Origin of the sequence: Micromonospora costi, assembly GCF_003626655.1 — a bacterium.
Lineage (GTDB): Bacteria > Actinomycetota > Actinomycetes > Mycobacteriales > Micromonosporaceae > Micromonospora > Micromonospora costi.
The window spans coordinates 18,667-44,605 of record NZ_RBAN01000007.1 but is presented as its reverse complement, the minus strand read 5'-3'; the positions used below and the strand labels follow the sequence as shown (position 1 = coordinate 44,605).

The 25,939-nt window shown below is 74.3% G+C and carries 23 protein-coding genes; 12 read left to right on the top strand and 11 right to left on the bottom strand.

Annotation, left to right across the window (positions count from 1 at the left end; genetic code table 11):
* Nucleotides 1-35 precede the first annotated feature (35 nt).
* Nucleotides 36-4,508: a cation-translocating P-type ATPase gene (locus D7193_RS28985; protein ID WP_120782836.1), complete on the bottom strand. Its 4,473-nt coding sequence runs from the start codon at nucleotides 4,506-4,508 to the stop codon at nucleotides 36-38.
* A gap of 217 nt (nucleotides 4,509-4,725) precedes the next feature.
* On the opposite strand from D7193_RS28985, the gene D7193_RS28980 reads away from it, so the two are divergent.
* From D7193_RS28980 to D7193_RS28955, 6 genes are all read left to right on the top strand, one after another.
* Entirely contained in the window at nucleotides 4,726-4,986 is a 261-nt protein-coding gene (locus D7193_RS28980; protein WP_120782835.1) for a hypothetical protein, read from the top strand.
* Nucleotides 4,987-5,090: 104 nt separating this feature from the next.
* Complete coding sequence (locus tag D7193_RS28975; protein WP_241563597.1) at nucleotides 5,091-6,455, top strand: MFS transporter; 1,365 nt, start codon at nucleotides 5,091-5,093, stop codon at nucleotides 6,453-6,455.
* A 142-nt stretch (nucleotides 6,456-6,597) separates the two neighbouring features.
* The gene (locus tag D7193_RS28970) at nucleotides 6,598-7,248 is read left to right on the top strand and encodes a GAP family protein (RefSeq protein WP_120782834.1); all 651 of its coding nucleotides are present in this window, start codon (nucleotides 6,598-6,600) and stop codon (nucleotides 7,246-7,248) included.
* A 120-nt stretch (nucleotides 7,249-7,368) separates the two neighbouring features.
* The gene (locus D7193_RS28965) at nucleotides 7,369-8,154 is read left to right on the top strand and encodes an SDR family oxidoreductase (RefSeq protein WP_120782833.1); all 786 of its coding nucleotides are present in this window, start codon (nucleotides 7,369-7,371) and stop codon (nucleotides 8,152-8,154) included.
* A gap of 37 nt (nucleotides 8,155-8,191) precedes the next feature.
* Entirely contained in the window at nucleotides 8,192-8,386 is a 195-nt protein-coding gene (locus tag D7193_RS28960; protein ID WP_120782832.1) for a hypothetical protein, read from the top strand.
* A gap of 122 nt (nucleotides 8,387-8,508) precedes the next feature.
* Nucleotides 8,509-9,057, top strand: coding sequence for a YbaK/EbsC family protein (locus tag D7193_RS28955; RefSeq protein ID WP_120782831.1), 549 nt, complete (start codon nucleotides 8,509-8,511; stop codon nucleotides 9,055-9,057).
* Between the two features lie 104 nt (nucleotides 9,058-9,161).
* On the opposite strand, the gene D7193_RS28950 is transcribed toward D7193_RS28955, so the two are convergent.
* The 6 genes from D7193_RS28950 to D7193_RS28925 all read right to left on the bottom strand — a co-directional run bounded on the left by D7193_RS28950 (nucleotide 9,162) and on the right by D7193_RS28925 (nucleotide 13,692).
* Complete coding sequence (locus tag D7193_RS28950; protein WP_120782830.1) at nucleotides 9,162-9,797, bottom strand: DsbA family oxidoreductase; 636 nt, start codon at nucleotides 9,795-9,797, stop codon at nucleotides 9,162-9,164.
* Nucleotides 9,798-9,817: 20 nt separating this feature from the next.
* Complete coding sequence (locus D7193_RS28945) at nucleotides 9,818-10,240, bottom strand: SufE family protein (protein ID WP_120782829.1); 423 nt, start codon at nucleotides 10,238-10,240, stop codon at nucleotides 9,818-9,820.
* A gap of 66 nt (nucleotides 10,241-10,306) precedes the next feature.
* Complete coding sequence (locus tag D7193_RS28940; protein ID WP_120782828.1) at nucleotides 10,307-10,732, bottom strand: CBS domain-containing protein; 426 nt, start codon at nucleotides 10,730-10,732, stop codon at nucleotides 10,307-10,309.
* 58 nt (nucleotides 10,733-10,790) lie between these two features.
* On the bottom strand, nucleotides 10,791-12,560 hold the full coding sequence (locus tag D7193_RS28935; RefSeq protein ID WP_120782827.1) for a proline--tRNA ligase: 1,770 nt from the start codon (nucleotides 12,558-12,560) through the stop codon (nucleotides 10,791-10,793).
* 155 nt (nucleotides 12,561-12,715) lie between these two features.
* On the bottom strand, nucleotides 12,716-12,898 hold the full coding sequence (locus D7193_RS28930; protein WP_120782826.1) for a DUF397 domain-containing protein: 183 nt from the start codon (nucleotides 12,896-12,898) through the stop codon (nucleotides 12,716-12,718).
* Complete coding sequence (locus D7193_RS28925) at nucleotides 12,889-13,692, bottom strand: helix-turn-helix domain-containing protein (RefSeq protein WP_120782825.1); 804 nt, start codon at nucleotides 13,690-13,692, stop codon at nucleotides 12,889-12,891. Before D7193_RS28925 ends, D7193_RS28930 begins: the two co-directional genes overlap by 10 nt.
* 190 nt (nucleotides 13,693-13,882) lie before the next feature.
* Here D7193_RS28925 and D7193_RS28920 point away from each other — a divergent pair, with 190 nt between their 5' ends.
* From D7193_RS28920 to D7193_RS28910, 3 genes are all read left to right on the top strand, one after another.
* Complete coding sequence (locus D7193_RS28920) at nucleotides 13,883-14,233, top strand: hypothetical protein (RefSeq protein WP_120782824.1); 351 nt, start codon at nucleotides 13,883-13,885, stop codon at nucleotides 14,231-14,233.
* Between the two features lie 95 nt (nucleotides 14,234-14,328).
* Nucleotides 14,329-15,096 (top strand): SGNH/GDSL hydrolase family protein, encoded by a 768-nt coding sequence (locus tag D7193_RS28915; protein WP_120782823.1) that lies wholly within the window; start codon nucleotides 14,329-14,331, stop codon nucleotides 15,094-15,096.
* A 70-nt stretch (nucleotides 15,097-15,166) separates the two neighbouring features.
* Nucleotides 15,167-16,069, top strand: coding sequence for a sulfurtransferase (locus D7193_RS28910; protein WP_120782822.1), 903 nt, complete (start codon nucleotides 15,167-15,169; stop codon nucleotides 16,067-16,069).
* A gap of 43 nt (nucleotides 16,070-16,112) precedes the next feature.
* On the opposite strand, the gene D7193_RS28905 is transcribed toward D7193_RS28910, so the two are convergent.
* The 3 genes from D7193_RS28905 to D7193_RS28895 form a co-directional block, all read right to left on the bottom strand.
* Nucleotides 16,113-17,291, bottom strand: a complete 1,179-nt coding sequence (locus D7193_RS28905; RefSeq protein WP_120782821.1) for a YncE family protein — start codon at nucleotides 17,289-17,291, stop codon at nucleotides 16,113-16,115.
* Nucleotides 17,288-17,815 (bottom strand): SigE family RNA polymerase sigma factor, encoded by a 528-nt coding sequence (locus D7193_RS28900; protein WP_120782820.1) that lies wholly within the window; start codon nucleotides 17,813-17,815, stop codon nucleotides 17,288-17,290. The genes D7193_RS28905 and D7193_RS28900 overlap by 4 nt, the downstream gene beginning before the upstream one ends.
* 68 nt (nucleotides 17,816-17,883) lie before the next feature.
* Nucleotides 17,884-18,459, bottom strand: coding sequence for a TetR/AcrR family transcriptional regulator (locus D7193_RS28895; RefSeq protein ID WP_120782819.1), 576 nt, complete (start codon nucleotides 18,457-18,459; stop codon nucleotides 17,884-17,886).
* Between D7193_RS28895 and D7193_RS28890 the strand changes: the two genes are divergently transcribed.
* Nucleotides 18,344-19,732, top strand: a complete 1,389-nt coding sequence (locus tag D7193_RS28890; protein ID WP_338324144.1) for an FAD-dependent oxidoreductase — start codon at nucleotides 18,344-18,346, stop codon at nucleotides 19,730-19,732. The two genes, D7193_RS28895 and D7193_RS28890, sit on opposite strands and share 116 nt — an antisense overlap.
* An 84-nt stretch (nucleotides 19,733-19,816) precedes the next feature.
* Here D7193_RS28890 and D7193_RS28885 read toward each other — a convergent pair whose 3' ends face one another.
* Nucleotides 19,817-21,103 (bottom strand): MFS transporter, encoded by a 1,287-nt coding sequence (locus D7193_RS28885; RefSeq protein WP_120782817.1) that lies wholly within the window; start codon nucleotides 21,101-21,103, stop codon nucleotides 19,817-19,819.
* Nucleotides 21,104-21,224: 121 nt separating this feature from the next.
* On the opposite strand from D7193_RS28885, the gene D7193_RS28880 reads away from it, so the two are divergent.
* A complete protein-coding gene (locus tag D7193_RS28880; protein WP_120783011.1) occupies nucleotides 21,225-23,012 on the top strand; it encodes an HSP90 family protein in 1,788 nt (595 codons plus the stop codon).
* A gap of 3 nt (nucleotides 23,013-23,015) precedes the next feature.
* A complete protein-coding gene (locus D7193_RS28875) occupies nucleotides 23,016-25,922 on the top strand; it encodes a tetratricopeptide repeat protein (RefSeq protein WP_241563595.1) in 2,907 nt (968 codons plus the stop codon).
* The last annotated feature ends 17 nt before the right edge of the window (nucleotides 25,923-25,939 follow it).

Genomic DNA, 25,939 nt, shown 5'->3' with positions numbered 1-25,939 from the left:
GCGGTACCCGGGAACGGGCGGGCCATGCGGAGCATTCACTCCGTCGGCGCGTCCCCGGAGTCGTCGACGCCGGAGTGTTCGGCGTCGGCGGGGCCCTTGGCCTGCGGCAGGCGCTCCACCAGCCGGCTCAGCGCCCCGTTGGCGAAGGTGGCCCCGAAGGCGGACCCGGCCGCGATGCCCCAGGCGACCGGTCCGAGCGGCGTGCAGCCGAAGAACTGGCTGAGCCCGGGCGTCTGCACCACGGCGACGAGCGTGCCGAGCGACGCCGCCGTCGAGGCGAGCACCGCCGGGCTCGTGCCGCCGGCCAGCACGGTCTGGCCGAGCTGCGTACCGACCAGGGACACCAGCGCCACGGTGCCGGCCCGCTGCGGGCTGCCGGGCGTGTAGCGGGCCAGGGTCCAGCCCGCCGTGGCGCCGAGGGTGGTGGCGGCGGCGCGTAGGCCGATCTCCCGGTTCAACGTCTCGCCCAGCGAGGTGTCCGGGCCCTCGCGGAGCAGGCTGTCGGCGTGGTCGGCGGCCGGCGGGCGGACCGCGATGGCCAGCGCGGGCGCCAGGTCGGTGAGCAGGTTGACCAGCAGCAGCTGCCGCCCGTTGATCGCGGACTGGCCGGTCGCCGCCGCGCTCAGGACGCTGAACGCGATCTCGCCCAGGTTGCCGCCCACCAGGATGCTCAGCGCGTGCCGGACCGAGGACCACATGGCCCGTCCCTCGACCAGCGTGGCGATGATGGTCTCCAGCCGGTCGTCGGTGACCACCAGATCGGCGGCGGCCCGGGCGGCCGGGGTGCCCCGCTGGCCGAGCGCGATGCCCACGTCCGCCAGGCGGATGGCGGGCGCGTCGTTGGCACCGTCGCCCGTCATCGCCACGGTGCGGCCGCACTTCTGCAACGCCTGGATGATCCGCACCTTGTGGGCGGGCGTGCAGCGGGCCACCACGTCGGTGCGGGCCAGCCGTTCGGCGAGGCCCTCGTCATCGAGCTGGTCCAGGTCGGTGGCGGTCACCACCCGCTGCTCGTCGTGTTCGGTGATGGTGGCGGCGATCGCCTCGGCGGTCGCCGGATGGTCACCGGTGATCATGATCGTGTGCACGCCGGCCTGGCGGATGCGCCGCACGGCGGGAGCGGCGCTCTTGCGTACCCCGTCGGCAAGCGCCAGGAAGCCGACGAAGCTCAGGTTGCGGACCTGCTCGTCGATGATCGTCCGGTCGGCCGCCCGGCACTCGGCGACCGCCAGGATCCGGTGCCCGGCGCCGGCCCGGTCGGAGAGCAGCCGGTGCAACTCTGCCCGCCCGGCGTCGTCCAGCGGCTCCTCCCGCCCGTCGACCCGCCGCGACGCGCAGCGGGGCAGCACCGACTCCGGGGCGCCCTTCACGCTGAGCAGCAGCCCGTCCTCGCTCTCGCCGATGCTCGCGTGGTAGCCCCGGGACGGCTCGAACGGCAGCCCGCCGACCGGCCGCCAGCCGGCCACCCCCGTCTGCTCGACCACTCCCGCGGTCGCGGCGCCCTGCCGGACGGCGCGGTCCGTCTGGTGGGTTAGGTCCGCCGGGTCGTTGGCGCCGGGGGTGGCGCGCAGCGCCGCGCCCAGGGTCTGCCGCAGGCGGTCGTCCAGCCGGTCGACCGGCGCGTACCGGCTCGCGTCGCCGTCACCGACGCCGGCCAGCATCAGCTGCCCCTCGGTGAGGGTGCCGGTCTTGTCGAAGCAGAGCACGTCCACCCGGCCGAGCGCCTCGATGGTGCGGGGGTTGCGGACCAGCGCGCCGTGCTCGGCGAGGCGCCGGGCCGCGGCCAGCTGCGCGGCGCTGACGAGGAACGGCAGGCCCTCCGGCACCGACGCCACGGCCAGGTTCGCGGCGGTCGCGGCCGTCTGCGCCAGGGGTACGCCCCGGAGCAGGCCGGCCCCGGCCACCGCGACCGCCGAGCCGGCCGCGAGCGGGATGGCGGCCCGGGTCAGCCGGCCCAGCCGGGCCTCCACGCCGCCGGACGGGGGCGCCTGCCGGGCCAGCGCGAGGCTGCGACCCGCCTCGGTGTCGGCGCCGGTCGCCACCACCACGGCGGTCCCGTGCCCGGCGGCGACCGTCGTGCCCTCGTACACCATCGAGTGCCGCTCGGCGACGGCGGCGGCCACCACCGGTGTCGGGGACTTGCCGACCGGAAGCGACTCGCCGGTCAGCGAAGACTCGTCCGTCTCCAGGCCGACCGCGTCGAGCACCCGGCAGTCCGCCGGAACGGCGTCCCCCGGCTCCAGCCGGATCACGTCGCCGGGTACGAGGGCGTCGGCCGCCACCACCCGGTCCGTGCCGTCCCGCCGCACCCGGGCGGTGACCGCCGAGCGGGACAGCAGCTCGGCCAGGGACCGTTCGGTGTTGCGCTGGTGCACCGCGCCGATCAACGCCGACCCGCCGACCACGCCGCCCACGAGAGCGGCGTCCACCAGCGAACCGAACGACGCGGAGAGCACCGCTCCGGCGGCCAGCACGGGCGTGAGCGGGTTGGACAGCTCGTCGACGAAGGCCCGGAGCAGTCCGCCCGTACCCGGTGCGTCACCGCCGCTCCCGCCGTGGTGCCGCCGCTGCGCCTCCACGTCGGCCAACCCGTCCGGGCTGGTGTAGAGCCGGTCGAGGACCGTCTCCACCGGCATCAGGTGCCAGGCGGTCGCCGCCGGTGCCGGTGTGTCGTCCGGCTTGGGCAGCCGGCTGGCCCGCCAGACGCCGTTACCGAAGGCCAGCGCCGCCGCGCCGTTCACCGCGAGCAGGGCTCGGCCGGGCAGTTGCTGGGGTGGTGCGGTGAACGCGTTCAGCGCGCCGAGACCGGTCCCGGCCATGGCCAGGTGGATGCTCTGGCGGGTCATCCGGCGCGCCACCCCGGCCGCCTCGATGAGCAGCGCCGCCACCCGCAGGTCGGTGCCGATCAGCAGGTGGGCGCCCCACGGCGGCAGGTCGTCCGGGCCGTAGATGCCGAGCCCGCAGTCCGAGGCGCCGAGCGCCGCCCGGTCGCCGGAGACCAGCATCACCGTGGCGCCGTCCCGCTGGAGCGAGCGGACCGACTCGGCCAGCCGTTCGCCGCCGGGCAGGACGGCGTCGGCGAAGCCGTACCGGTGCTCGTCCTCGCCGGCGACCACGAGCCGCAGTCCCGCGTGGCGGGCCGCGGTGGGCAGCCCGTCGACGCCCGGCGCGGGTTCGGCGTCCACCCGCAGCAGGGCGGCCAGGGTGCCGTTCTCGGCGAGGCCGAGCAGCCGGCCACCCTCCGAGCGCAGCCGGGCGCTCTCGTCGGTGTCGCCCGGGTCCTCGGCCTCCAGCCGGTCCAGCGGACCGATCCGCCACCCGTCGGCCTCGTGCAGGCGGTCCGGCTGCGCCGGGTCGAAGAGCGCGAACGCCCGCTCGGCCACCCTCCCGGTGTCCGCCCGGGCCAGCGGCGCCAGGTCGGTCAGGACGCCGCGGTCCGAGCCCAGCACGGCGGCGTCCAGCACCACCGTGTCGATCCGGTCGAGTTCGCGCAGCACGCCGCGGTCCATGGCGACGACGCCACGGCGGGCGAGGATGCGGCCCAGCTGGGCGCCGTACCCCTCGCGGCCACTGCCCGGCGCCTTCGGCAGCGCGGAGAGCCCGAGCGCGGTGGCGCGTTTCCGGCCGACCACCGGGAGGGCGCCCGCGGTCGCCGCGGCGCCGGCCGTCAGCATCCGGATCGCGTACCGCTCCAACGCGCTGTCCGGCTTCGGGCGGGGCCGGTCGGCCACCGGCCACCGGGCGACGGCCCGGTCCGGGTCACCCGTCAGCCGGGGCTCCGCCTTCTCCCAGATCCTCAGCTGGGCGCGGTCCTCGCCCCACTGCATGATCCGCTGGGCGCCGTCGAGGACGATCCCGGCCCAACCACCGGTGAGGCCCTGCACCACCGCCTCGGCGAGCGGGAAGATCAGGTCGGCGCGGGGATCGGCGCGCAGGCCGCGCCCGGCCAGGGCGTGCAGCCGCGGGTGCAGGTCCACCGCGCCGAGCAGGCCGGCCACCTCCCCAGGGACCGGGGTGAACGGCAGGATCCGGGTGGCCGCCGAGATGGTGAGGCCCAGCGCGTCCGAGGCGAGCGCACCCAGGGTCCGCGGGGTGCGGGGGCCCTCCTCCGGCGGATGCGGCGGGGGCACCTCCGGGTCCGGCTCGTACGGGCAGGTCCGCTCGACGCGCGCGATCGTGGCGATCAGGTCGCGCAGCTTCGGCTCCGGCGACTCGACGGCCACCACGACCCGCCCCGACGGCGCGTTGACCCGGGCCCAGGCCACGCCGGGCATGCGTTCCAGTGCGCCCTCGACCTGCCGGGCCAGGGCGTCGCCGCCGTCCTGGCAGACGCCGTGCACCTCGATGTGGTGGCGGCCGGGTCGGGACCACACGCGGCGGCTCGTGAGGCCGGCGAACCGGGCCAACCGTGACGCGGCGGAGCCGACGGTCCGCGACGCCTCCCCGACCAGCCGCGGTACGCCGACCGGCGGCAGGAGCCGGGCGGCGACGCGACCCGCCGGCGTCATCGAGGCGTACGGCCGGACGAGTACCGGCCCGACTCCCCGGTGCTGACGACCCTGCCGTACGCCATCTCGCCTCCCACGCGTCGCGTCCGACGGCCTGGCTTCCCGGCGTACCGTCCGTTATGCCCCCGGAGCAGGGGAAGTTTCCGTCGTCGGCGGGGCATGGACCGGATCGGTGGTGGAAAGCGTCGGCGGTCAGGCGTCAATCGGGGAGGCCGGAATGAGCACACTGACCCGACACCTCAACGGAGCATGCGAGACGATGGGAATGTACGGCCGGCGGATGCAGATGCCGGTGCTGGGTGAGGTGGCGGTTCCACCCCCCGACAAGCTCGCGTACTACGCGGCGCTCGGGCTGCTGGCCGCGGTCCAGGTCATCGAGTGGCCGATGGCCCTGGTGATAACCGCCGGGCACCTCCTCGCCGACCAGCACTTCAGCGGGCTGGTGAAGGGGATCGGCGAGGCGTTCCAGACCGCCTGACGAGACCCCGGTCACCCCCCGGTTGACCTCAATCGGGGTTGAGGTCGCAGGCTGGGGCGCATGCTGATCAGTGCGTTCCGCCACGCCTCACCGGACGGCGGCCGGTGACCGCCACCCTCGAGGCGACGGCTCCGGGACTCTTCGCCCCGCGGCTTCGCGCCATGACGGTGGGCAGCGTCGCGCTCATCTCGCTCCTCGCGTTCGAGTCGCTGGCGGTCGGTACGGCAATGCCGACGGTCGCGCGCAGCCTGGACGGGTTCTCGCTGTACGGGCTGGCGTTCGGCGGCCCGTTCGCCGCCAGCGTGATCGCCATGGTGGTGTCCGGCATCTGGTGCGACGCGCGCGGGCCCCGGCCGTCGATGTGGCACGGGCTCGTCTGGTTCGTGGCGGGATTGGTCGTCGCCGGGACCGCGCCGGCCATGGCGGTGCTCGTCGTCGGCCGGGTCGTGCAGGGCTTCGGCTCGGGGCTGCTGTCCGTGGCGCTGTACGTGATCGTGGCCCAGGTGTACCCGGAGGAGCTGCACCGGCGGATCTTCGCCGCGTTCGCGGCCGCGTGGGTCGTACCGTCGCTGGTCGGGCCCGCGGTGGCCGGGCTGATCGTGGAGCACGTCGGCTGGCGGTGGGTGTTCCTCGCGGTGCCGGCCGTGGCCGTACCGGCCGGGCTGCTCATCCACCCGGGCCTGCGCTCGATGGCCCGGGCCGCGGTGACCGGGCCGCCGGCCGGCGCGCGGGCGCGGATCGGCTGGGCGTGCGGGGCGGGGGTGAGCGCCGCACTGTTGCACATCGGGGGCCAGCAGCGCGGCGCGTCCGCCCTGCTCCTCACGGCGGTCGCGGTCGCCGGCCTGCTGGTCTGCGCTCCCCGGCTCCTGCCGGCCGGCTTCCTCCGGGCCGCGCGGGGGCTGCCGACCGTCATCGGTCTGCGGGGTCTGGCCTCGGCGGCGTTCGTGGGCGCCGAGGTGGTCATCCCGCTGATGCTGTCGAGGGAGCGCGGCCTCACCCCGACGGCCGCCGGGCTGGTGCTCACGGTCGGGGCCCTGGCCTGGTCGGCGGGCTCCTGGGTGCAGGGACGGATCCCGAAGCCGACCTCCCGGGCCAGCCTGCCCCGGGCCGGGATGGCCTGCATCACGGCCGGCATCGGCACGGTGGCGCTGACCGTCGCGCCCGGTACGCCGCTCGCCGTCGGTGTCGTCGGCTGGGCGGTCGCGGGCCTCGGGATGGGGCTCGTCTATCCGTCACTGTCGGTGCTCACCCTGGAGTTGTCCGCGCCCGGTGAGGAGGGCCGCAACAGTTCGTCGCTGCAACTGGGCGACGCGCTGTTCGCGGCCACCGTGCTGGCACTGACCGGCGCGGTGCTCGGCGCCGGCGCGGCGCCCGGCGTGCGCAGCTACCTCGCGACGCTCGTGGTGGCCGCCGGTCTGGCCCTCCTGGGCGCCCTCCTGTCCACCCGCGTAACCCCCCGCCCCGCCTGATCCCGGCCTCCGCTTCACGCTGGTGATCAAGAGATTTGCGTCGGAATTCCGGCGAGGGCTGACGCGAACCTCCTGATCAGCGGACGGGTAGTCGGAGGGAACGCGCCCGGGGCACCGTGGGGCGCCGGGAGGATGGGTCGGGATGAACTTCCTGACCGTCCTACCGCTGGCCGTGGTGATGGTCGCCGGGACGCAGATGGTCGCGGCGGTGCTGCTCACCTCGGCCGACCGGCCGCGCGCCGCGCCGCTCGGCTACCTGGCTGGCGTGGGCGCGGTGGTGACCGCCGGTGTGACGGTGAGCTGGGTGGTCACGAGGGCGCTGCGGGGGTTCGCCGACCGGGCGGAGACCGACGCCGTCCACCTCGAACGCACCGCGAAGCGGATCGACTGGTTCGTGCTCGCGGTGGTGCTCGTCCTCGCGGTGATCGTCTACCTGCGTCGTCACGAGAGCGGTACGCCACGGTGGATCACCCTGCTCCAGCACATCGGGCCGGGCCGCGCCGCGCGGCTCGGTGCTGTGTTCGTGGGGACCTCGCCGACGGACGACCTCACCATGGCGGCCGTCGGGGCGAGCGTCGCCCGGCACGACCTGTCCTGGTGGCACCTCCTGCCGTTCATCGGGGTGACGCTGGGGCTGCTCGCGCTGCCCCTGCTCGTCCTGCTGCTGGCCGGTCGGCGGGCCGCCACGGCGCTGCCCCGGATCCGGCACTGGTCGGACCGGCACGCGTGGGTGATCAGCGAGGTCGTGATCGCGTTCTACGCGGTAGTGACCGTGCTCGACCTGGTGAGCTGAGGCCGGGCCCGGACGGGCGGCCACGCACGACCGGTGAGCTGCCGCACACCCGGTCACCTCGGGGCTCGTCATTCCGTCCGGGTGGCGGGACCGGCGACGGCCGGAAGAAGGGGGGACGAGATGAGGGTGCTGGTCACCGGGGCCGCCGGTCGACTCGGCCACGAGGTGCTGCCGCGGCTGCTCGACGACGGCTACACCGTCCGGGCGACGAGCCGGCGGCCGCGTACGGATCCGGGCGTGGAGTGGGCGGTGACCGACCTGGGCACCGGCGCGGGACTGGCCGAGGCGGTGGCCGATGTGGACGCCGTCCTGCACCTGGCGTCCGCGCCGACGCCGGGGCGGCGCACCCACCAGGTCGACGTGCTCGGCACCCGCCGGCTCGCGGTCGCCGCCGAACGGGCCGGAGTCGGGCACCTCGTGTACGTCTCCATCGTGGGCGTCGACCGGGTGCCCATGCCGTACTACCGGCACAAGCTCGCGGCCGAGCAGGTCGTCGCGGCCGGTCCGGTGCCCTGGTCGGTGCTGCGGGCCACCCAGTTCCCCCAGTTCCTCGACGAGCTGCTGCAGGCGTCGAGCCGGTTCGGCCCCACGATCGGGGACAGGGCGATCCTCGCCCAGCCGGTCGACCCCGGCGAGGTCGCGGCCCGGCTCGCGGCCCGGCTGGCCGCGGGTCCGCTGCGCGGCATCGAGGAGTACGGCGGGCCGGAGGTGCTCCGGTTCGACGAGGCGGTACGCGCCTGGCGAGCGGCTCGACGGTCGCGCCGGCCACTGTTGCCGGTCCGGATCCCGGGGCGGCTCGGCCGTACGTTGCGCGATGGCGGACTGGTCACCGGGGCGCTGCCCCGGGGCGAACGCACCTGGGCCGACTACCTGGCCGACACGTACGGGGGAACCACCGGGAAATGAGAACCTGTCCTGTTCACGTTCGACCTAGCGTGACGGCATGTTCGCTGTCGTCACCGCTGTGATCCTGTACTGCTTCGGTTTCGTCTTCCTCTACGGCGTGATCCGGATCGCCGTCCGGCACGGCATGGAGGACCTGGAGGTGCGTCGCGCCCAGGCGCTGCGCGCCGAGGAACTGGCGGCCCACCGGGACCGTACGTTCCTCAAGGAGAACGCCTTCCTCGCCGGAAGCTGACGCGGCCCGCGGTCGGGCTGGCCTCCCAGCCGGCCGGCCGCGGCCGTTCGGCTTCCCAGCGGACGGACCGCGGCGCTGCGGGTGGGCGGGGCGGGCCGGCGGGTGCGAGGATCGCATCCGTGATGGGGACGCTGAAGACCGAACCCGCCCGCACCCGCCTCGACCTGCTCGCGCAGCCGGTCGCCGAGGCCCTCGGGCGGTGGCCCGCCGATGCTCCGGTCGACGTCGACCAGGTGCTGGTCGCGCCGATCGACGCCGACCTCGCCGACACCGCCGCGTTCTGCGCGGCGTACGAGGTGGGGCTCGACGTGTCGGCCAACTGCGTGGTGGTGGCCGGTAAGCGGGAGGGCGTGGTCCGTTACGCGGCCTGCGTCATCCTCGCCACCACCCGTGCGGACGTGAACGGGGTGGCCCGCCGGGCGCTCGACGTCCGCAAGGCCAGCTTCGCGCCGATGGCGGAGGCCGTCGAGCTGACCGGCATGGAGTACGGGGGCATCACGCCGATCGGCCTGCCCGAGCAGTGGCCGATCCTGGTCGACGCGCGGGTGATCGCCACGCCGCACGTGATCATCGGTTCCGGCGTACGCCACAGCAAGATCGCCCTGCCCGGTCCGGCGCTCGGCGCGCTGCCCGGCGCCCGGGTGATCGAGGATCTGGCCCGACCGGCCTGACGGACTCGCCGGGCGGAAGGCGGCCCGGCCCGTCCGCTCACCGTCGTCGATGCCGTTGCACGTGAAACATCACCGGCGTCGGTGCCCGGCCGGGCCGGCCCGGCTCACTTCGCGCCGGACTCCAGGCGTTCGACCTCGGCGAGCGCGGCGAGCATCGTCTGCGGCTCCTGCGCCCCGCTGATGCCGTACTTGCCGGCGAGCACGAACGTCGGCACGCTGCTGATGCCGAGGTCGCGGGCCTTGGCCAGCTCGGCGGCCAGCTCCTTGATGCCCTCGTCCGAATCGAGGTAGCGGCGTACGTCGCTGTCGTCGAGGCCGACCCGCCCGGCGAGCGCGGCGAGGGCGTCCCGCGACCCGACGTCGATCCCGTCGACGAAGTGCGCCCGGTAGAGCGCCTCCACCGTCTCCGCGGCCCGGCCGCGCTCGGCGGCGTACGCCACGAGGCGGTGCGCGTCGAACGTGTTCGCGGCGATGGCCCGGTCGTAGTCGAGCCGGAGCCCGGCATCGGCGGCCGCCTCGGTGACGCGGGCGACCATCTGCCGGGCGTTGGCCGGGCCGCCGAACTTGGCGCCGAGCGCGTCGACCACCGGAACCGGCTCGGGCACCGGCGACGGATCGAGCTGGAACGGCCGGTAGTGGACCGTCACCTCACCGTCGTACGACGCCAGGGCCTGCTCCAGCCGGTGCTTGCCGATGTAGCACCACGGGCACACCACGTCGGCGTAGATCTCGATCTCCATGACCGGTGGCAACTCCCTGGTCAGCCCAGTTGTTCCCGGACCTGGCGCTTGAGCCGGGCCAGGATGGCCGTGCCGCCGCGGACCCGCAGCGGGCTGATGGCCTGGGCCAGACCCATCCGCTGGTAGAGGTCGTCCGGCACGGCCAGCACCTCGTCGGCGCTGGCACCGGCCAGCCCTTCGGCGAGGATGCCGGCGAACGCCCGGGTGGTGGGCGCCTCGGGCGGGCAGTCGAACTGCGTCTCCACCGTCTTCTCCGGTGTCACGGTGGCGCGCAGGAAGAACGCCGTCTGGCACTCGGGGACCTGTTCCATCCCCTCCCGCTCGCCGGGCGGCAGCGGCGGGATCACGTCGGCGTACTCGAGCAGCATCTCCAGCACGACGTCCCGGGGGGCGGCCGCGAACTCGTCGACGATCTCGGCCAACCTGGCCGGCATGGCAGACATGCGTCGAGGCTACCGCCGCTCGTCAGGGCCCCCCACCGCTACCGGAGGGGGACCCTGATCGCTGCGTCACACCGTGGGCGCCTGCTCGGTGATCTCGCTCAGCGCGGACTGGGGGTCGAGCTGCATCGCCAGGTCGCCGAGGGACACGATGCCCACGAGCTTGCGATCGTTGTCGCAGACCAGCACCCGCCGGATCCCGCGTTCGCGCATCAGGCTCGCCGCCTCGCTGGCCGTCGCGTGCTGGTCGATCATCACCACCTCACGGGTGATGATCGAGCCGATGGTGGTGGTGGCCGGGTTAGCCCGCTCGGCCACGGCCCGGACGACGATGTCGCGGTCGGTGAGCATGCCCGCGAGGCTGGCGCCGTCGGTGACGACCACGTCGCCGATGTCGGCCTCCTTCATCACCGACGCCGCCTCGTCCAGAGTGGTCTCCGCCGGCAGGTAGACGACCTGCCTGGTCATCACGTCACTGACCCGGTAACCGGTCATGAGAGCCTCCAGGAACGCGAACCGCCCGATCCGTCTGCGGTACCCCGTGACGCGCCAGCTACACCCGGTGCCCGCGCGCGGCGCGCACCTGGGCGACGAGCCGGTCCACCAGCTCGTCCACCGGCAGTTCGGTGCGCTCGCCGGTCGACCGGTCGCGTAGTTCAACGTACCCCTCGGCGAGCCGGCGACCGACCACGACGGCGCAGGGAATGCCGATCAGCTCGGCGTCGGTGAACTTCACTCCGGCCGAGACGCCGGCGCGGTCGTCGACCAGCACCCGCAGGCCCGCCGCCGCGAGGCGTCCGCCGAGGTCGACCGCCGCCTCCAGCTGCGGCCCCTTGCCGGCCGCCACCAGGTGTACGTCGCACGGCGCGACCGACGCCGGCCACACGAGACCCCGGTCGTCGTGGTGCTGTTCGGCGATCGCCGCCACCGCACGCGAAACCCCGATGCCGTAGCAGCCCATGGTGGGTCGCACCGGCCTGCCCTCCGGGCCCAGCACGTCCACAGCGAACGCGTCGGTGAACCGGCGGCCGAGCTGGAAGATGTGCCCGATCTCGATGCCCCGCCGGATGGTCAGCTCGCCGGTCCCGCAGGCCGGGCACGGGTCACCGGCACGGACCTCGGCGGCCTCGATGGTGCCGTCCGGTGTGAAGTCCCGGCCGCTGACGACGTCGACGGCGTGCCGGCCGGGCTCGTTCGCGCCGGTCACCCAGGCCGATCCCGGCGCCACCCGGGGATCGACCAGGTAACGGAGCCCGAGCTTGGCGAGGATCTGCGGGCCGATGTAGCCGCGGACCAGCTCGGGGTGCTGCTCCCAGTCCTCGAAGACGGTCACCGTGGCCGGATGCAGCGCCGCGGCGACCCGCTTCAGGTCCACCTCGCGGTCGCCCGGCAGGCCGATCACCAGCACCTCGGTCTCGTCGGCGTCCGGCGGGCGTACGGTCAGCACGATGTTCTTGAGGACGTCGGAGGCGGTCCAGTCGTCCCGGCCGCCGTAACGGCGGGCGTTCGCCAGGTCGACGAGGCTGGCGACGGTGGGGGTGTCCGGGGTGTCGTGCACCTCGGCCGGCGGGTGCGCGTCCGGGTCGACGGCGGCCGGCGCCCGGGTGGTGACCGCCTCGGTGTTCGCCGCGTAGTCGCAGGCCGTGCAGCCCACGAAGGTGTCCTCGCCGACCGGCGTGGCGGCCAGGAACTCCTCGGAGGCCGAGCCGCCCATCGCCCCCGACATCGCGTGCACGATCGTGTACTCCAGACCCAGCCGGTCGAAGACCTTCCGGTAGGCCACCCGGTGCCGGTCGTACGCGGCCTGCAGACCCACCTCGTCCAGGTCGAACGAGTAGGCGTCCTTCATCAGGAACTCCCGCCCGCGCAGCAGCCCGGCGCGCGGCCGGGCCTCGTCCCGGAACTTCGTCTGGATCTGGAACAGCGTCACCGGGAAGTCCCGGTACGACGAGAACAGGTCCTTGACCAGCAGCGTCGCCGGCTCCTCGTGGGTCGGGGCGAGCAGGTGCCCGGCGCCCCTTCGGTCGGCGAGGGTGAAGATGTCGTCGCCGTACTCCGCCCACCGGCCGCTGGTCTGGTACGGCTCCGCCGGCAACAGCGCCGGGAAGTGCACCTCCTGGTCACCGATGGCGGTCATTTCCGACCGGACCACCTCGGCGACGCGGTCCAGCACGAGCTTGCCCAGCGGCAGCCAGGCGTAGCCGCCCGGCGCGGCACGGCGGATGTAGCCGGCGCGCACCAGGAGCCGGTGGCTCGGCACCTCCGCGTCCGCCGGGTCCTCCCGCAGGGTCCGGAGCAGCAGAGTCGACATACGCAGCAGCATCAGCGCAGCGTACGACCGACGCGCCGGGGCGGGCGATCCGTTTCCGTCGCTTGATCGGCTGCCTCGGGCTTGATCCACACCGTTTCCCCGATGTTGCGGTGTCCGGGTGGGTTGGACACCGCGACATCGCCGATCTGGTGTGGATCAAGCGGTGGTCAGTGGCCCTTGGTGCGCTCGATGAACGCCCGCCAGGCCCGGGGGTCGAAGGTCAGCACCGGGCCGGACGGATCCTTGCTGTCGCGCACCAGGACGACGCCGGGCAGATTCTCGGCCACCTCAACACACTCGCCGTTCCCGCTGCGGGTGGACGTGTGCCAGCTCGCGCCGGTCAGCTCCATGACGTCATCACTTCCTTCATCAGCAGCATGGACTGCCGCTGAGGTAGGGCCTCGCTGCGGATGCTCTCCCATCTATCGCTGAGGATAGCTACGGCCTCGTCCTTGTCGATGGTCGTGCCCCCGAGCTGGTTCTCCAGGTGGCCGACCCAGCCGCCGTCGTCACCCCGCGCGATGGTGAACGGGCCGGCGAGACCCACGTGGGTGCTCACCTCCGCCGGAACGAGGTGCACGCTGATGTGCGGATGCTCCATGAGCTCCAGCAGATGACCGATCTGCTCGGCCATCAGGCCGCGGAAGCCCTCGTCGGCTCGGCGGAGAACCGCCTCCTCGATCACCGCCACGAACTTCGGCGGCTGCGGCCGGCTGAGAACCGCCTGCCGATCCAGCCGGACCGCCACCCGCCTCTCCACCTCGTCGTGACCGAGCATGTCGTCGGCCCGGATCACCGCGCGGGCGTAGTTCTCGGTCTGTAACAGGCCCGGAATCAGCGTCGGGTGGTAACACCAGAGTTGCCTCGCGGTGCGCTCGGCCTCCAACCACGGCCGGAACCAGCTGGGCTGGCCGTCGCGCTCGGCCATCCTGAGCAGCGAGGCGAGCAGTCCGCCCGTCTTCAGCACCTCGTCGGCGCGCTTGAGGAAGAGCCGGTCGAGTGGCCGTTGGCCCAGCTCGACCGCGGACACCTGGGAACCCGAGTAGTGGACGAGCTTCCCGAACTCCTCCTGGCTGAGGTCGGCGTTCAGTCGCAACCGTCGCAGTTGTGCCCGGATCAGCTCGGCGGTTGGCCCACTCTCCACATTTCCTCCACGGTCTTCCCCGCGCCCTCCACGGCCGTTCCACGCGGACGGGACGGTCGACGCGACTCTGCCCAGACCGGCGTCGATGCCTTCCGAGCGTAGTGGCGTCCTCAGCAGACTGTCACGCAGCGGGTCGCCTCCGGTTCGGCCCGCTTCCGGGGCCCCGGCCCGTACCGCCAAGGAGGTCGAGATGCGCAATCCGCTCCGCCTGCCTCTGGCCCGGCTCGGGCCGTACGCCGACCGTCCCCGCCCGTACCCGCCGGGTCACCCGCCGCACCTGCCCGTACGCCCGACCTGGCTCTGCCGGGCGTGCGGGCGGCCGTGGCCGTGTGCGGAGGCGCGACTGCTCCTCCGGGTCGAGTACGACGGCAGCCCGGTCGACCTGGCCATCTACCTGTCCGGGCTCTACCACGAGGCGACCCACGACCTGTTCCGGCTGAACCCGTACGACGGTCCGACACCCCGTGACCTGTTCGAGCGGTTCGTCGGCTGGGGTCCGTACCGGAGGGGCATCGTCGAGCCGTCCGGGCGAAAGCGATGACCTCCGCCACGTTCGTTCCTCGGCGGGCACCGCCGAGGTGGTAGGCGGTGCCAAACTGGTCGCCGCAGGCAACCAGGGAGCGTGAGGAGGCCGCGGTGCGCTGGCGCAGCTTCGTGGCGGTGGGGGACAGCTTCACCGAGGGCATGGACGACCCGTACCCGGACGGCACCTACCGGGGCTGGGCCGACCTGGTCGCGACCCGGCTCGCCGCCGAGGCCGGGCCGGACTTCCGGTACGCGAACCTGGCCATCCGCGGGCGGCTCTTCCCGAACATCGTGGCCAACCAGGTGCCCGAGGCGCTCGCCATGAAGCCCGACCTCGTGAGCTTCGCGGCCGGCGGCAACGACGTGCTGCGTCGCAACTTCGACGGCGTGTCGCTGGTTGCCCGGTTCGACGAGGTGGTCGGGCAGTTCCGGGCCATCGGCGCGGACGTCCTGATCTTCCGGTTCGCGGACGTGATGGCCCGGCTTCCCGGCCAGCGTCTGGTCGCGCCCCGGGTGGACCTGCTCAACCAGGCGGTCGGCGAGACCGCCGAGCGGCACGGCGCGATCATGGTGGACCTGTACTCCGACGACACGTACCTCAACCCGATGCTGTGGAGCACGGACCGCCTGCACCTCTCCCCGGCCGGGCACCGGCGGGTCGCCGGCCAGGTGCTCGACGCGCTCGGCGTGGCCTGCGACGAGGACTGGCTCCTGGTGCCGCCGCATCCCGCGCCCACACCGTGGCTGGCCGCCCGCGCGGCCGACGTGCGCTGGGCCGGCCAGCACCTGGCCCCCTGGATCAAGCGTCGCCTCACCGGCCGCTCGTCCGGGGACACGGTCACGGCGAAGCGCCCGTCGCTCGGCCCGATCGTCGACTGAGGTCCGGCGGCCTGCCTGCCCCGTCACGTTTCGGGGTCGGCCGCGGGCCATCGGGCGTACCTTGGGGATCATGTCTGTGCCGAGCGATCCTGATCCCCGCCTTCAGTCGTACGCGGAGCCGCAGCGCCTGGTCACCACCGAGTGGCTGGCCCAGCACCTGGGCGACGAGGGCCTCGTGGTCATCGAGTCCGACGAGGACGTGCTGCTCTACGACACCGGTCACATCCCGGGTGCCGTCAAGGTGGACTGGCACCTCGAACTGAACGACCAGGTGACCCGGGACTACCTGGACGCCAAGAGCTTCGCCGAGCTGTGCGCCGCCAAGGGCATCGGCCGGGACGACACCGTCGTCTTCTACGGCGACAACTTCAACTGGTGGGCCGCGTACGCCCTCTGGGTCTTCTCCCTCTTCGGCCACCCGGACGTGCGGCTGCTCGACGGCGGCCGGCAGAAGTGGATCGCCGAGGGGCGGGAGCTGAGCCGCGACAAGGTGACCCGGCCCCGCGCCGAATACCCGGTGCCGCAGCGCGACGACGCGCCGCTCCGGGCGTACCGCGAGCAGGTCATGGCGCACGTCGCGGCGGGCCGTCCGCTGGTCGACGTGCGCTCGCCGGGCGAGTACACGGGCGAGATGCTGCACATGCCGGACTACCCGCAGGAGGGCGCGCTGCGCGGCGGGCACATCCCGGGTGCGGTCAACAAGCCGTGGAAGTCGGCGGCCAACGACGACGGCACGTTCAAGTCCGCGGACGAGCTGCGCGCCATCTACGCCGACCAGCTCGGGCTGAGCCCGTCCGACGACATCGTCGCGTACTGCCGGATCGGCGAGCGGTCGAGCCACACCTGGTTCGTGCTGCGGCACCTGCTCGGCTACCCGCAGGTGCGCAACTACGACGGCTCGTGGACCGAGTGGGGCAACCTCGTGCGGGCGCCCGTCGTGAAGGGCGACCAGCCGGGCGGCCTCAACCCCTGACCCGTGACCGGTGACGGCCCGCCCCCGAACCGGGAGCGGGCCGTCACCATGCCAGGGCCACCTGGCCGGGCAGCTCGGCCAGCACGCCGGTGACCGCGCCGGTCTCGGGCTGCCACCGGATCAGCCCGCCGGCGCTGTACCGCAGCAGCACGCCGCCGTCCGCGTCCCAGCCGAGCACCTCGCAGCAGCCCTTGCTCCGGCCCTCCCGGCCCAGGTCGAGCAGGCGGGTGACGATGCCGGTCTCGCCGTTCACCACCGCGACCCCTTCCACACCGCTCGTGGTGCCGGTGGTGAGCCAGCCGGCGCGCGCCACCTCGTCGCCGCGTTGCCAGCCCCGCCCGTAGAACTCGTCGACCCGGTTGCCCGCCGGCAGTGCGCGGAAGTCGAGTCGCTGCGTGCCGACGTCGTTCGACGTCCATCGGCTCAGTGTCAGACCCTGCTCGACACCGGTCAGCGTCAGCAGGACCCCGGACCCGTTTCCCGGGTCGGGGGTGACCACGTCCCAGGGCGACACGCCGGGCACCTTCTCGGTCGCGCCGGTGCTGGGGTCCACCTCGTACACCGTGTCGTCGTCGCCGACGAGGAGCCGGTCGCCGGCCCAGAGGACGTGCTCCAGGTAGCCCGCGAGCGGGTAGCGGCGCACGGCAGCGGTGGTCAGGTCGACCACGACCACCTCGTCGGTCTGGGCGAACGCGGCCAGCCGCCCGTCCGGTGACAGGTTGCCGCTCTTCAGCGCGGTGGCCTCGTTGCCGGCGGCGTCGCGGGTCGGGCCGAGCGTGACCACGTCGAGATTCCGGACGACGCCGTCGTCGCCGAGCACGCGGATGCCTCCCGCGGCGCCGGTGTTCGGGTCGACGGGCTGGTAGAGCGCCACGGCCCGGTGGACCGGGCGGGCGGACAGCGACGTGCTCGGCGGGCCGGCGAGCCGGGCGAGCGGGCCACCCGAGTACGTGAGCTGGTCCGGCGGACGCTGCACCGGCGACGCGCTCGGGACCGGGTTCGCGGTCGCCGTGGCCGGGGCGACGGGCGCCGGCCGGCCCCCGGGTCGCAGGGCCAGCGTCGTACCGCCGGCGACCAGGACGACCGCCACGGCAACGGCACCGACGGCGCGGCGGGTGCGGCGGACCCGGTGGGCCCGTTCCCAGGCGGCCGCCGCCGGCTGCGACGGGCGTACGTCCTCGGCGGCGAGGGTCAGCAGCTGTCGAAGGTCGCCGTCCCTCACGGTTTCACCTCCATCCCGCTGGCGAGGCCGTCGTCGCGGCCCAGTTCGGGCGCCACCGTCCGGAGCCGGCGCAGCGCGTCGTGGCACTGGCTCTTGACCGTGCCCACGCTCACGCCCAGCACCTCGGCGGTGGCCGCCTCGGTCAGATCCTCGAAGTAGCGCAGCACGACCACCGCGCGCTGGCGCGGCGGCAGTTGGCCCAGCGCCTGGTGCAGCGCGAGCCGGAGCGCGCCGTCCCGGTCGACGGCCACCTGCTCGGGCGGCTGCGCGCTCAACCACTCGCGGCGGCGGCGGCGCCACCACGACACCGCGTCGCGGTAGAGGATCGACCGCACGTACGCGGCCGGATCGCCCTCGCGCACGCTGCTCCAGCGCAGCGCCAGCTTCAGCAGCGCGTCCTGGAGCAGGTCCTCGGCCTGGTGCCGGTTGCCGCAGACGAGGTACGCCGCGCGCAGCAGGCGGTGCTGGTGACTCTCCACGAAGGCGACGTAGCCGTCGCGTCCGTCGGTCGCCGTCGGTGCCATCCGCCCCCTCCCCGGCCGTCGCGTTGCGTGTCATCCGGCAGACGCACCGGAGGCGGTGAATGGTTGGGTCAACGACCGGGATTTCCGGTGAGGTACCGCTGGAGGGTCGGCGCGACCCAGGCGACCAGCTCCTCCGGCGCCATCTCCACCATCGGCGGCAATCGGACGATGTAGCGGGTGAGGGCGAGCCCGAGGATCTGCGCGGCCACCAGGCCGGCCCGCTGGGCGGTGCCGGCCGGGTCCGTGCCGAAGGTGGCCACGGCGGCGGTGAGTTGATCGGCGAAGATGCCGCGCATCTTCTCGGCCGCGCCCGGGTTCGTGCTGGCGGCGCGGAGCAGGGCCGCCATCGTCTCGTCGCCCTCCCAGCGGTGGAGGAAGTGCCGGGCGAGGACCTCGCCGAGCTGCTCCGGCGGCACGTCGGTCAACTCGGGCAACCGCAGGTCGAATTCGGCGGCCGCCGCGAACAGCCCCTCCTTGCTGCCGTAGTAGCGCATCACCATCGACGGGTCGATCCGGGCGTCGGCGGCGATGGCCCGGATCGTGGCGCGCTCGTATCCGTCGGCGGCGAACCGCTCACGGGCTGCGCGGAGGATGGCGGCGCGGGTGGCGTCGGAGCGTTGGGTACGGGGCGTCGCGGTGGCCATGCCCACGACTGTAGGCCAACAACCGTTGACATCGAAGACGACCCACCTCTACCGTCAAGTCAACGAGTGTTGGCAAACGAGCGTTGGCAATCGGAGGTGGGTCATGCTGCGCGAACACACCCAGGTTCTGGTGGTCGGGGGCGGCCCGACCGGCCTCGCCACCGCGCTGACCCTGGCGCGGCGCGGGGTGGAGGTCACGGTGATCGACCAGGCGGCCCACCCACCCGTGACGTCCCGTGCGGCCGTCGTGCACGCGTACACCCTGGAGGTGCTGGACCGGATCGGCGCCGCCGCGCCCCTCGTCGACCAGGGTGTGCGGGCGCCGCGCTTCACCGTGCGCGACCGCGACCGGGTGCTGCTCGCGGTCCCGTTCGACCGGCTGCCGTCCCGCTTCCCCTACGCGCTGCTGGTCTCGCAGGCGGTCACCGAGGCGGTGCTCACCGGACGGCTGGCCGATCTCGGCGTGCGGGTGCGGCGGCCGTGCCGGCTGACCGCGTTGACCCGCACCGCGGACGGCGTGGTGGCGCACCTCGACGGGGGCGAGGTGCGTGCCCGGTACGTGGTGGGCGCCGACGGCATGCACAGCGCCGTCCGGCGGGAGGCGGGCATCGGCTTCAGCGGGCCCACCCACGAGGAGTCGTTCGTGCTCGCTGACGTCCGGGTGCGCAGCGCACTGCCCCGCGACGAGGCGGCGCTCTTCCTCGCCCGGTCCGGCCCGCTCATCTGGGCGCCGCTGCCCGACGAGGTGGTGCGGTTGGTGGCCGCCGTGCCGGAGGCGCCCTCGGTGCCGGACGTCGCGTACCTCCAGGCGTTGCTGGACGAGCGGGGGCCCGCGCGCCGGCCCGACCGGGTGACCGAGGTGCTCTGGGGCTCCCGGTTCCGGGTGCACCACCGGATCGCCGACACGTTCCGGCGCGGGCCGGTGCTGCTGGCCGGTGACGCGGGCCACGTGCACAGCCCGGCCGGTGGTCAAGGCATGAACCTCGGCATCTGCGACGCCGTCGCCCTCGGCACCGCCGTGGCCGACGTGCTCGCCGGCGGCCCGGAGTCCCTGCTCGACGCGTACGCCGCCAAGCAGCGGCCGATGGCCGAGGACGTGCTGCGTTTCGCAGCCGGGTTGACCCGGCTGGCCATCCTGCCACCGTCCCGCCGGCCGGCACGGGACCTGCTGCTCCGGGCGGTCGGCGCCGTGCCGCCGGTCCGGCAGCGGATCGCTTTGCGCCTCTCCGGGCTCGTGCACCGCGAACCGACGCCGGCCCGGCCGGTCGAGTAGCCGGGCGGCCGGGGCCGGCGTCGGCCTGGCCGGCGTGTCGCGGGCCGCACCGGCGGCATCGGTGGCGCCGGCGGCGGCATCGGCTCAGCCGGTGGCGACGGTCTCGCGGGGCGGCGCCGGTGTGGCCGGCTGCCGCAGCACCCGCCACGCCGCGAGGGTGACCAGGGCGAAGGTGGCGGCGGCGGCCACCATCACCGGCACCGTCCCGTACGCCGCGGCGACCACGCCGGCGAGCGCCGCGCCGACGGGTGCGGTGAGCAGGCCGACCATGCGTTGCGCGGCGCCCACCCGGCCGAGCAGCGCGGCCGGCACGTTGCGCTGCCCGTACGACGCCCAGAGGCTGTTCCACACCGACGTGCCGGCGGCGAAGGTGGCCAGCGTGAGGCCACCGGCCACCGGATGGCGGGCCAGCGCGAACCCGGTCAGCGCGACGGTCTGCGCGGCGAGCACCAGGCGCAACGCGGGCAGGGTGCCGAACCGGGCGGCGAGCCGCCCGGCCAGCAGCGCCCCGCCCACGGCACCGATGATCGCGGTGGCCGTGAACAGTCCGTACCCCGTCGGTGTCACCCGCAGCACGTCGAGCGCGTGCAGCACCAGCACGGCCATCATTCCGCTGATGGCCAGGTTGCTGCCGGCCGAGAGGAGCGTGACGTTCCACAGCGTCCGGTCCCCCCGAATCCACCGCACCCCCTCACTGATCTCCCCCCAGAAGCCCCTCTTCTCGTCGATCTTGCAGTTTCGGCCCTTGTTATGTGGCTTTGATCCCGGTTCGCCGGGGCGGAAAGTGCAAGATCGCGGGGAGGGGACGGAGAGGGCGAGGACGAGCGACGCCGCCAGCGCGAAGGTCACGGCGTCCAGGGCGAAGGGCAGGGCTGGTGCGGCGGCGAAGAGCACGCCGGCCGCGGGGGCGCCCAGGAAACCGCCGGCGAGCGCTGTACCGGCCTGGAGGCGACCGTTCGCCCGGGACAGCGCGGCCGGCGGCACCAGGGCGGGGAGCAGCGCGAAGGAGGCGGCGTCGAAGAGGGTGCCGAGCGTGGCGAGCAGGAACGCCGCCAGCAGCAGCGCCGCCATGCCCACCCGGTCGACGGCGACGGCCACGGCCAGCGCGGCCACCACGGCGGCGCGTACGCCGTCCACCAACGCCATCGTCCGCCGCCGGTCCCAGCGGTCCGCGTAGACGCCGCCGACCAGGCCGAAGAGCAGCGGCGGCACCTGAGCGGCCACGGTGACGCCCGCGATCCACCGTGGATCGCGGGTCAGGGTCGCGGCCAGCAGAGCCAGGGCCGGCGTACGCAGCGCGTCGCCGAAGCGGGAGGAGACGGCAGCCGACCACAGCAGGTGGTAGTCGCGGCCGAGTCGGGATCCGGGCATGCGGGCCACCTTGTGACCTCGACCCGGTCGAGGGTCAAACCGCCGGGTGAAAGGGGGACGCGCGGTGTCGGTGATCATCGGTACGGTGGGCGCCGGCATCGGACCGGGGAGCACAACAGGCGTGGACCGCACCTTCCAGGTCGACCTCCGTGGCGTGGTCGACCTCCTCAGTCATCACCTCTACGGGAGCCCGCGGGTGTACGTCCGCGAGCTGTTGCAGAACGCGGTGGACGCGATCACCGCGCGACGGGCCGTCGAGCCCGACGCGCCGGCGCTGATCCGCATCGAGCCGCCCGAGCTGACCGGCGACGGGACGCTTCGGGTGCACGACACCGGCATCGGCCTCACCGAGGCGCAGGTGCACGAGCTGCTGGCCACGATCGGCCGCAGCTCCAAGCGGGACGAGCTGGGTTTCTCCCGGCACGAGTTCCTCGGGCAGTTCGGCATCGGCCTGCTCTCCTGCTTCCTGGTCGCCGACGAGATCCGGGTGTTCACCCGGCACGGCGACCAGCCGACCGTGTGCTGGACCGGCCACTCCGACGGCCGCTACACGGTCGAGCCGGCACCGGCCGGAGCGGGGCGGAGCGAGCCGGGCACCACGGTCACGTTGGTCCCGCGCAGGGACGCCGACCAGTGGTTCGCCACCCCCACCGTCACCGACCTCGCCCGACTGTTCGGCTCGCTGCTGCCGGTCACCGTCCGGGTCGGCGACGTGGTGACCACCGCCGGCCCGCCGCCCTGGCCGACCACGCCGGGCGCGTCCGTCGACCGGCCGGCCCTCATCCGGTACGCGCGGGAGTCCCTCGGCTACGACCCGTTCGACGTGCTGCCGCTTGCGGTGCCGGAGGCGGGACTGACCGGCGTCGCGTACATCCTGCCGGAGCCGGTGAACCCGGCCGCCCGCGCCGGCCACCGCGTCCACCTCAAGCGGATGCTGCTCACCGAGCACGCCGACGGGCTGCTGCCCGACTGGGCGTTCTTCGCGCACTGCGTGGTGGACGCCAGCGAGCTGCGGCCGACCGCCAGCCGCGAGGCGCTCTACGAGGACACGCTGCTCACCGCCACCCGGGAGGCGCTGGGCGACCAGGTGCGCGGGTGGCTCGTACGGCTCGCCAAGCACGACCCGCGCCGCCTGGCCGAGTTCCTCCAGGTGCACCACCTCGGGGTCAAGGCGCTCGCGCTGCACGACGACGAGATGCTCCGCCTCGTCGACGAGTGGTGGCCGATGGACACCAACGTCGGCACGCTCACCCTCGCCGAGTTCCGGCAGCGGCACGGCCTGATCCGCTACGCGGCCAGCCTCGACGAGTTCCGCCAGCTCGCCGCGGTCGCCGCCGCGCAGGACCTCGCGGTGGTCAACGGCGGCTACACGTACGACACCGAACTCATCGAGCGGCTGCCCAGCGTGGACCGCTCGGTGCTCATCGAGCGGCTGGAGCCGAGCGACCTCACCACCCGCTTCGACAGCCTCGACCCGCAGGTCGAGTTGGCCCTGCGCCCGTTCCTCACGGCCGCGCAGCGGTCGCTGGAACGCACCGGCTGCGAGGTGGTGATCCGGGCGTACGATCCGGTGTCGCTGCCGGCGCTCTACCTGGTGAGCCGGTCGGCGGCCTTCAACGACCAGCTCGCCGCCAGCCGGGATCGGGCCGACGAGCTGTGGGGCGGTGTCCTCGACGCGCTCGCCGCGTCCGCACCGCCGGACCGCCCGCAGCTGGTGCTCAACCACCGCAACCCGCTGGTACGCCGGGTCAGCACGCTCACCGACCCGGAGCTGGTCGGGCTCGCCGTCGAGGCGCTGTACGGGCAGGCGCTGCTGCTCGGCCACCACCCGATCCGCGCGGCGGACGCCGCGCTGCTGAACAGTTCCTTCCTCGGCCTGCTGGGCCGGGCCGTACCGGGACGGGAGTGAGTCGTGGGCACGAACGAAGACGACCTCTGGCGGGTCCTCCGCGAGGTCAGCACCATGCCGTACGGGGCGGGCCAGATCGCCGCGCTGGAGCAGTTGCTCCGGCGGGTGGACGCCGCCGACGACCGGGAACTCGCCTTCGTCACCCGCATGCAGGGCACCACCGCGTACACCTACGGCGGCGAGCCGGCCAAGTCCTTCGTGACGTTCTCCTGGTGTCTGGGTGAGTTCGACCGGGACCCCCAGCCGTACCACGCCCGGCACGCGCGGCAGCTGCTCTGGCACTTCAAGTACATGGTCAGCGGTCTGCTGAAGTTCCCCGAGGTGCCGCTGGACCGGACCAACGCGGTGCTCGACGACATGGAACGGCGCTACCGGGCCGGCGGGCACAGCCTCCAGGCCGTCCACAAGCACCGGTTCCGGGTGGCCGACCACATCGGCGACACCGAGGCGGCCGCGCACTGGTACCGGCTCTGGCAGACCACCCCGCGGGACGACCTCTCCGACTGCGCCGGCTGCGACCCCACCACGGAGGTGCAGTACCTGTCCGACACCGGCCGGTACGCCGACGCGGTGGCCCTGGCCGAGCCGGTGCTCGCCGGCCGGCTGACCTGCAACGAGCAGCCGCAGGCCATCCTCACCGCACTGCTCGTGCCCTACCTGCGGGTCGGGCGCCACGACGAGGCGCGCAACGCCCACCGGGAGGCGTACCGGCGGGTGCGCGGCAACCTCTCCGACCTGTGGGACATCGGCGACCACATCGAGTTCTGCACCCTGACCGGCAACGAGGCGCGGGCCCTCGAACTGGTCGAGCGGCACCTGGACTGGCTGGACCGGGCGCCCTCGCCCGCCGCGGCCATGCACTTCGCGGCCACGGCCGCCGCCGCGCTGCGGCAGGTGGACGGTGACCTGGCCGTCTACCGCCGGGCCGCCGGGGACCGCCCGGCCGGTGACGTCCCGGCGGCCCGGCTCGCCGCCGAGCTGGCCGAGACCGCCGCCGCTCTGGCGGCCCGCTTCGACGCCCGCAACGGCACCACCCGCCAGTCGGAGCTGATCGCCGACCGCCTCGCGGTCCGGCCGACCGGCGAGCACCTGCCGCTCTCGGCGAGCCTGCGCCGCCGCCCCGCCCGGCCGGGGACCGCGCCGACGACCGGCGCGCCGGCCGCCGCTTCCGCGGAGGTGACGGGCGCGACCGGCCCCGGCGAGGTGCCCGGCGCCGGCCGCCCGGAGCCCGTGGCGGTGCCCGACGACGCCGGGCCCGACGACCTGCTCGACCTCGCCGAGGCGGGTTGGCACCGGCACGACCAGGCCACCCTTCGGGCCGCCCTGGCCGCGTACGACGAGCGGTTCGACGATGCCTCGTTGCCCCCGGCCACCGTGGCGCGGCGGCTGGAGCTGCGGGCGGCCGAGTTGAGCGACGCGGAGAAGATCCCGGCCGCGATCGACACCGCCCGGGCCGCGCTCGCGGCGTACCGGGAGGTGGGCGACGAGCTGCGGGAGCAGGTGGTCGCGAGCCGGCTCGGCGTGCTGCTCACCATGACCGAGGAGGGGCGCGAGGAGGGGTTGGCGCTGGCCGAGGCGGCCGCCGAAGCGCTCGACCGGATCGGCGACGAGCGGCGGCGGGCCGCCGCGCACGACCGGGTGGCGCTGGCGCTGATGCACGGTGGGCGCTGGGCGGAGGCGCTCGCCGCGCTCGACAAGGTGCCGGCCGGAACGGGCGATGATCCGTACCTGGCACTGCGGGTGGCGCTGCACCGCACCCACATCCTCGAAGAACTGGAGCGCGCCGAGGAGTTCCGGTCGGCGGCCGAGCAGGCGCGTCGGCACGCCCGCGAGCTGGGCGTCGGTGAGCTGCTGATGAGCGCCAGCCTGGCGTACGCCCGCGCGGTCGACGACCCGGCCGAGGCGCTCGCCGCCTGCGACGAGGCGCTGCGGGTGGCGCCGCCGGAGGCGCTGGTGCCGGCCCGGGTCACCCGTGCGCGCGTGCTCATGGCGGCGGGACGTGCCGACGAGGCGGTGGACGACTTCGCCGAGGCGGTCACGCTCTGCGTGGAGCGGGGCGCCGAGGGGGACGCCCTGCTGCGGTGGGAGCTGGCGAACGCGTACCGGGTCGCCGGCCGGCTGGGCGAGGCGGCGGAGGTCGCCGAGGAGGCGGTGATCGGGCTCGACAAGCTCGGCGCGCAGGCGCAGGCGGACCGCTGCCGCTACCTGCTGGCCGGCATCTACCAGGGGCTTGGCGAGGTCGATCCGGCGCTGGCGCTGCTCGAACAGCTCGCGGACAACCTCGACGGTCCGGACAATCTCCCGCACCGCGCGCAGATGCTGGAGGAGGCCGGCGGGCTGCTCTACGACGCCGACCGGGACGCGCTGGCCGCCGAGCGGTTCGCCGCGGCGGCGGGCACGTACGAGCTGTCCGGGCTGCCGGTGGACCAGCTGCGGGCACGCCGCCGCGAGGCGTACGCCTGGATGTGGGCGGGCGACACGGCGGCGGCGCTGCGGACGGTGGACGCGATGGACGGCCTCGCCGCGTCGCTCGGCGCGCAGCCGGAGCCGGAGCCGCCCGTGACGTACGAGCGGGCGATGGCCGCGGAGGCGGCCGCGCGGGTGCTGGCCGGCGACGGTCGGGAGGGCGAGGCGTTCGACCGGCTGACCGGGCTGCCCGACCGGCTCCGGTCGATCGAGGCGTTCGGCGAGGCGGCCCAGGTGGAGATCTTCACCGGCGAGCTGCTGCTGCGGCTGGACCGGCCGGCCGACGCGGAGCGCCTGCTCCGGGTCGTGCTCGGTGGGCTGCCGACCGGCTCCCGTCCGGTGCAGCAGACCGCCTGGCTGTTGGCCCGCGCGCTGGACGAGCTGGGCCGCGCGGAGGAGGCCGCCGCGCTCCGCGCGGAGCACGACCTCGACCACGACCACTGACCCGGGCGCCGGGCCGG

Bases quoted from the DNA above. Each gene is read 5' to 3' on its own strand.
- D7193_RS28985 (WP_120782836.1), bottom strand. From the start codon at position 4,508: ATGACGCCGGCGGGTCGCGTCGCCGCCCGGCTCCTGCCGCCGGTCGGC.
- D7193_RS28980 (WP_120782835.1), top strand. From the start codon at position 4,726: ATGAGCACACTGACCCGACACCTCAACGGAGCATGCGAGACGATGGGA.
- D7193_RS28970 (WP_120782834.1), top strand. From the start codon at position 6,598: ATGAACTTCCTGACCGTCCTACCGCTGGCCGTGGTGATGGTCGCCGGG.
- D7193_RS28965 (WP_120782833.1), top strand. From the start codon at position 7,369: ATGAGGGTGCTGGTCACCGGGGCCGCCGGTCGACTCGGCCACGAGGTG.
- D7193_RS28960 (WP_120782832.1), top strand. From the start codon at position 8,192: ATGTTCGCTGTCGTCACCGCTGTGATCCTGTACTGCTTCGGTTTCGTC.
- D7193_RS28955 (WP_120782831.1), top strand. From the start codon at position 8,509: ATGGGGACGCTGAAGACCGAACCCGCCCGCACCCGCCTCGACCTGCTC.
- D7193_RS28950 (WP_120782830.1), bottom strand. From the start codon at position 9,797: ATGGAGATCGAGATCTACGCCGACGTGGTGTGCCCGTGGTGCTACATC.
- D7193_RS28945 (WP_120782829.1), bottom strand. From the start codon at position 10,240: ATGTCTGCCATGCCGGCCAGGTTGGCCGAGATCGTCGACGAGTTCGCG.
- D7193_RS28940 (WP_120782828.1), bottom strand. From the start codon at position 10,732: ATGACCGGTTACCGGGTCAGTGACGTGATGACCAGGCAGGTCGTCTAC.
- D7193_RS28935 (WP_120782827.1), bottom strand. From the start codon at position 12,560: ATGCTGCTGCGTATGTCGACTCTGCTGCTCCGGACCCTGCGGGAGGAC.
- D7193_RS28930 (WP_120782826.1), bottom strand. From the start codon at position 12,898: ATGGAGCTGACCGGCGCGAGCTGGCACACGTCCACCCGCAGCGGGAAC.
- D7193_RS28920 (WP_120782824.1), top strand. From the start codon at position 13,883: ATGCGCAATCCGCTCCGCCTGCCTCTGGCCCGGCTCGGGCCGTACGCC.
- D7193_RS28910 (WP_120782822.1), top strand. From the start codon at position 15,167: ATGTCTGTGCCGAGCGATCCTGATCCCCGCCTTCAGTCGTACGCGGAG.
- D7193_RS28900 (WP_120782820.1), bottom strand. From the start codon at position 17,815: ATGGCACCGACGGCGACCGACGGACGCGACGGCTACGTCGCCTTCGTG.
- D7193_RS28890 (WP_338324144.1), top strand. From the start codon at position 18,344: ATGGCCCGGATCGTGGCGCGCTCGTATCCGTCGGCGGCGAACCGCTCA.
- D7193_RS28895 (WP_120782819.1), bottom strand. From the start codon at position 18,459: ATGGCCACCGCGACGCCCCGTACCCAACGCTCCGACGCCACCCGCGCC.
- D7193_RS28885 (WP_120782817.1), bottom strand. From the start codon at position 21,103: ATGCCCGGATCCCGACTCGGCCGCGACTACCACCTGCTGTGGTCGGCT.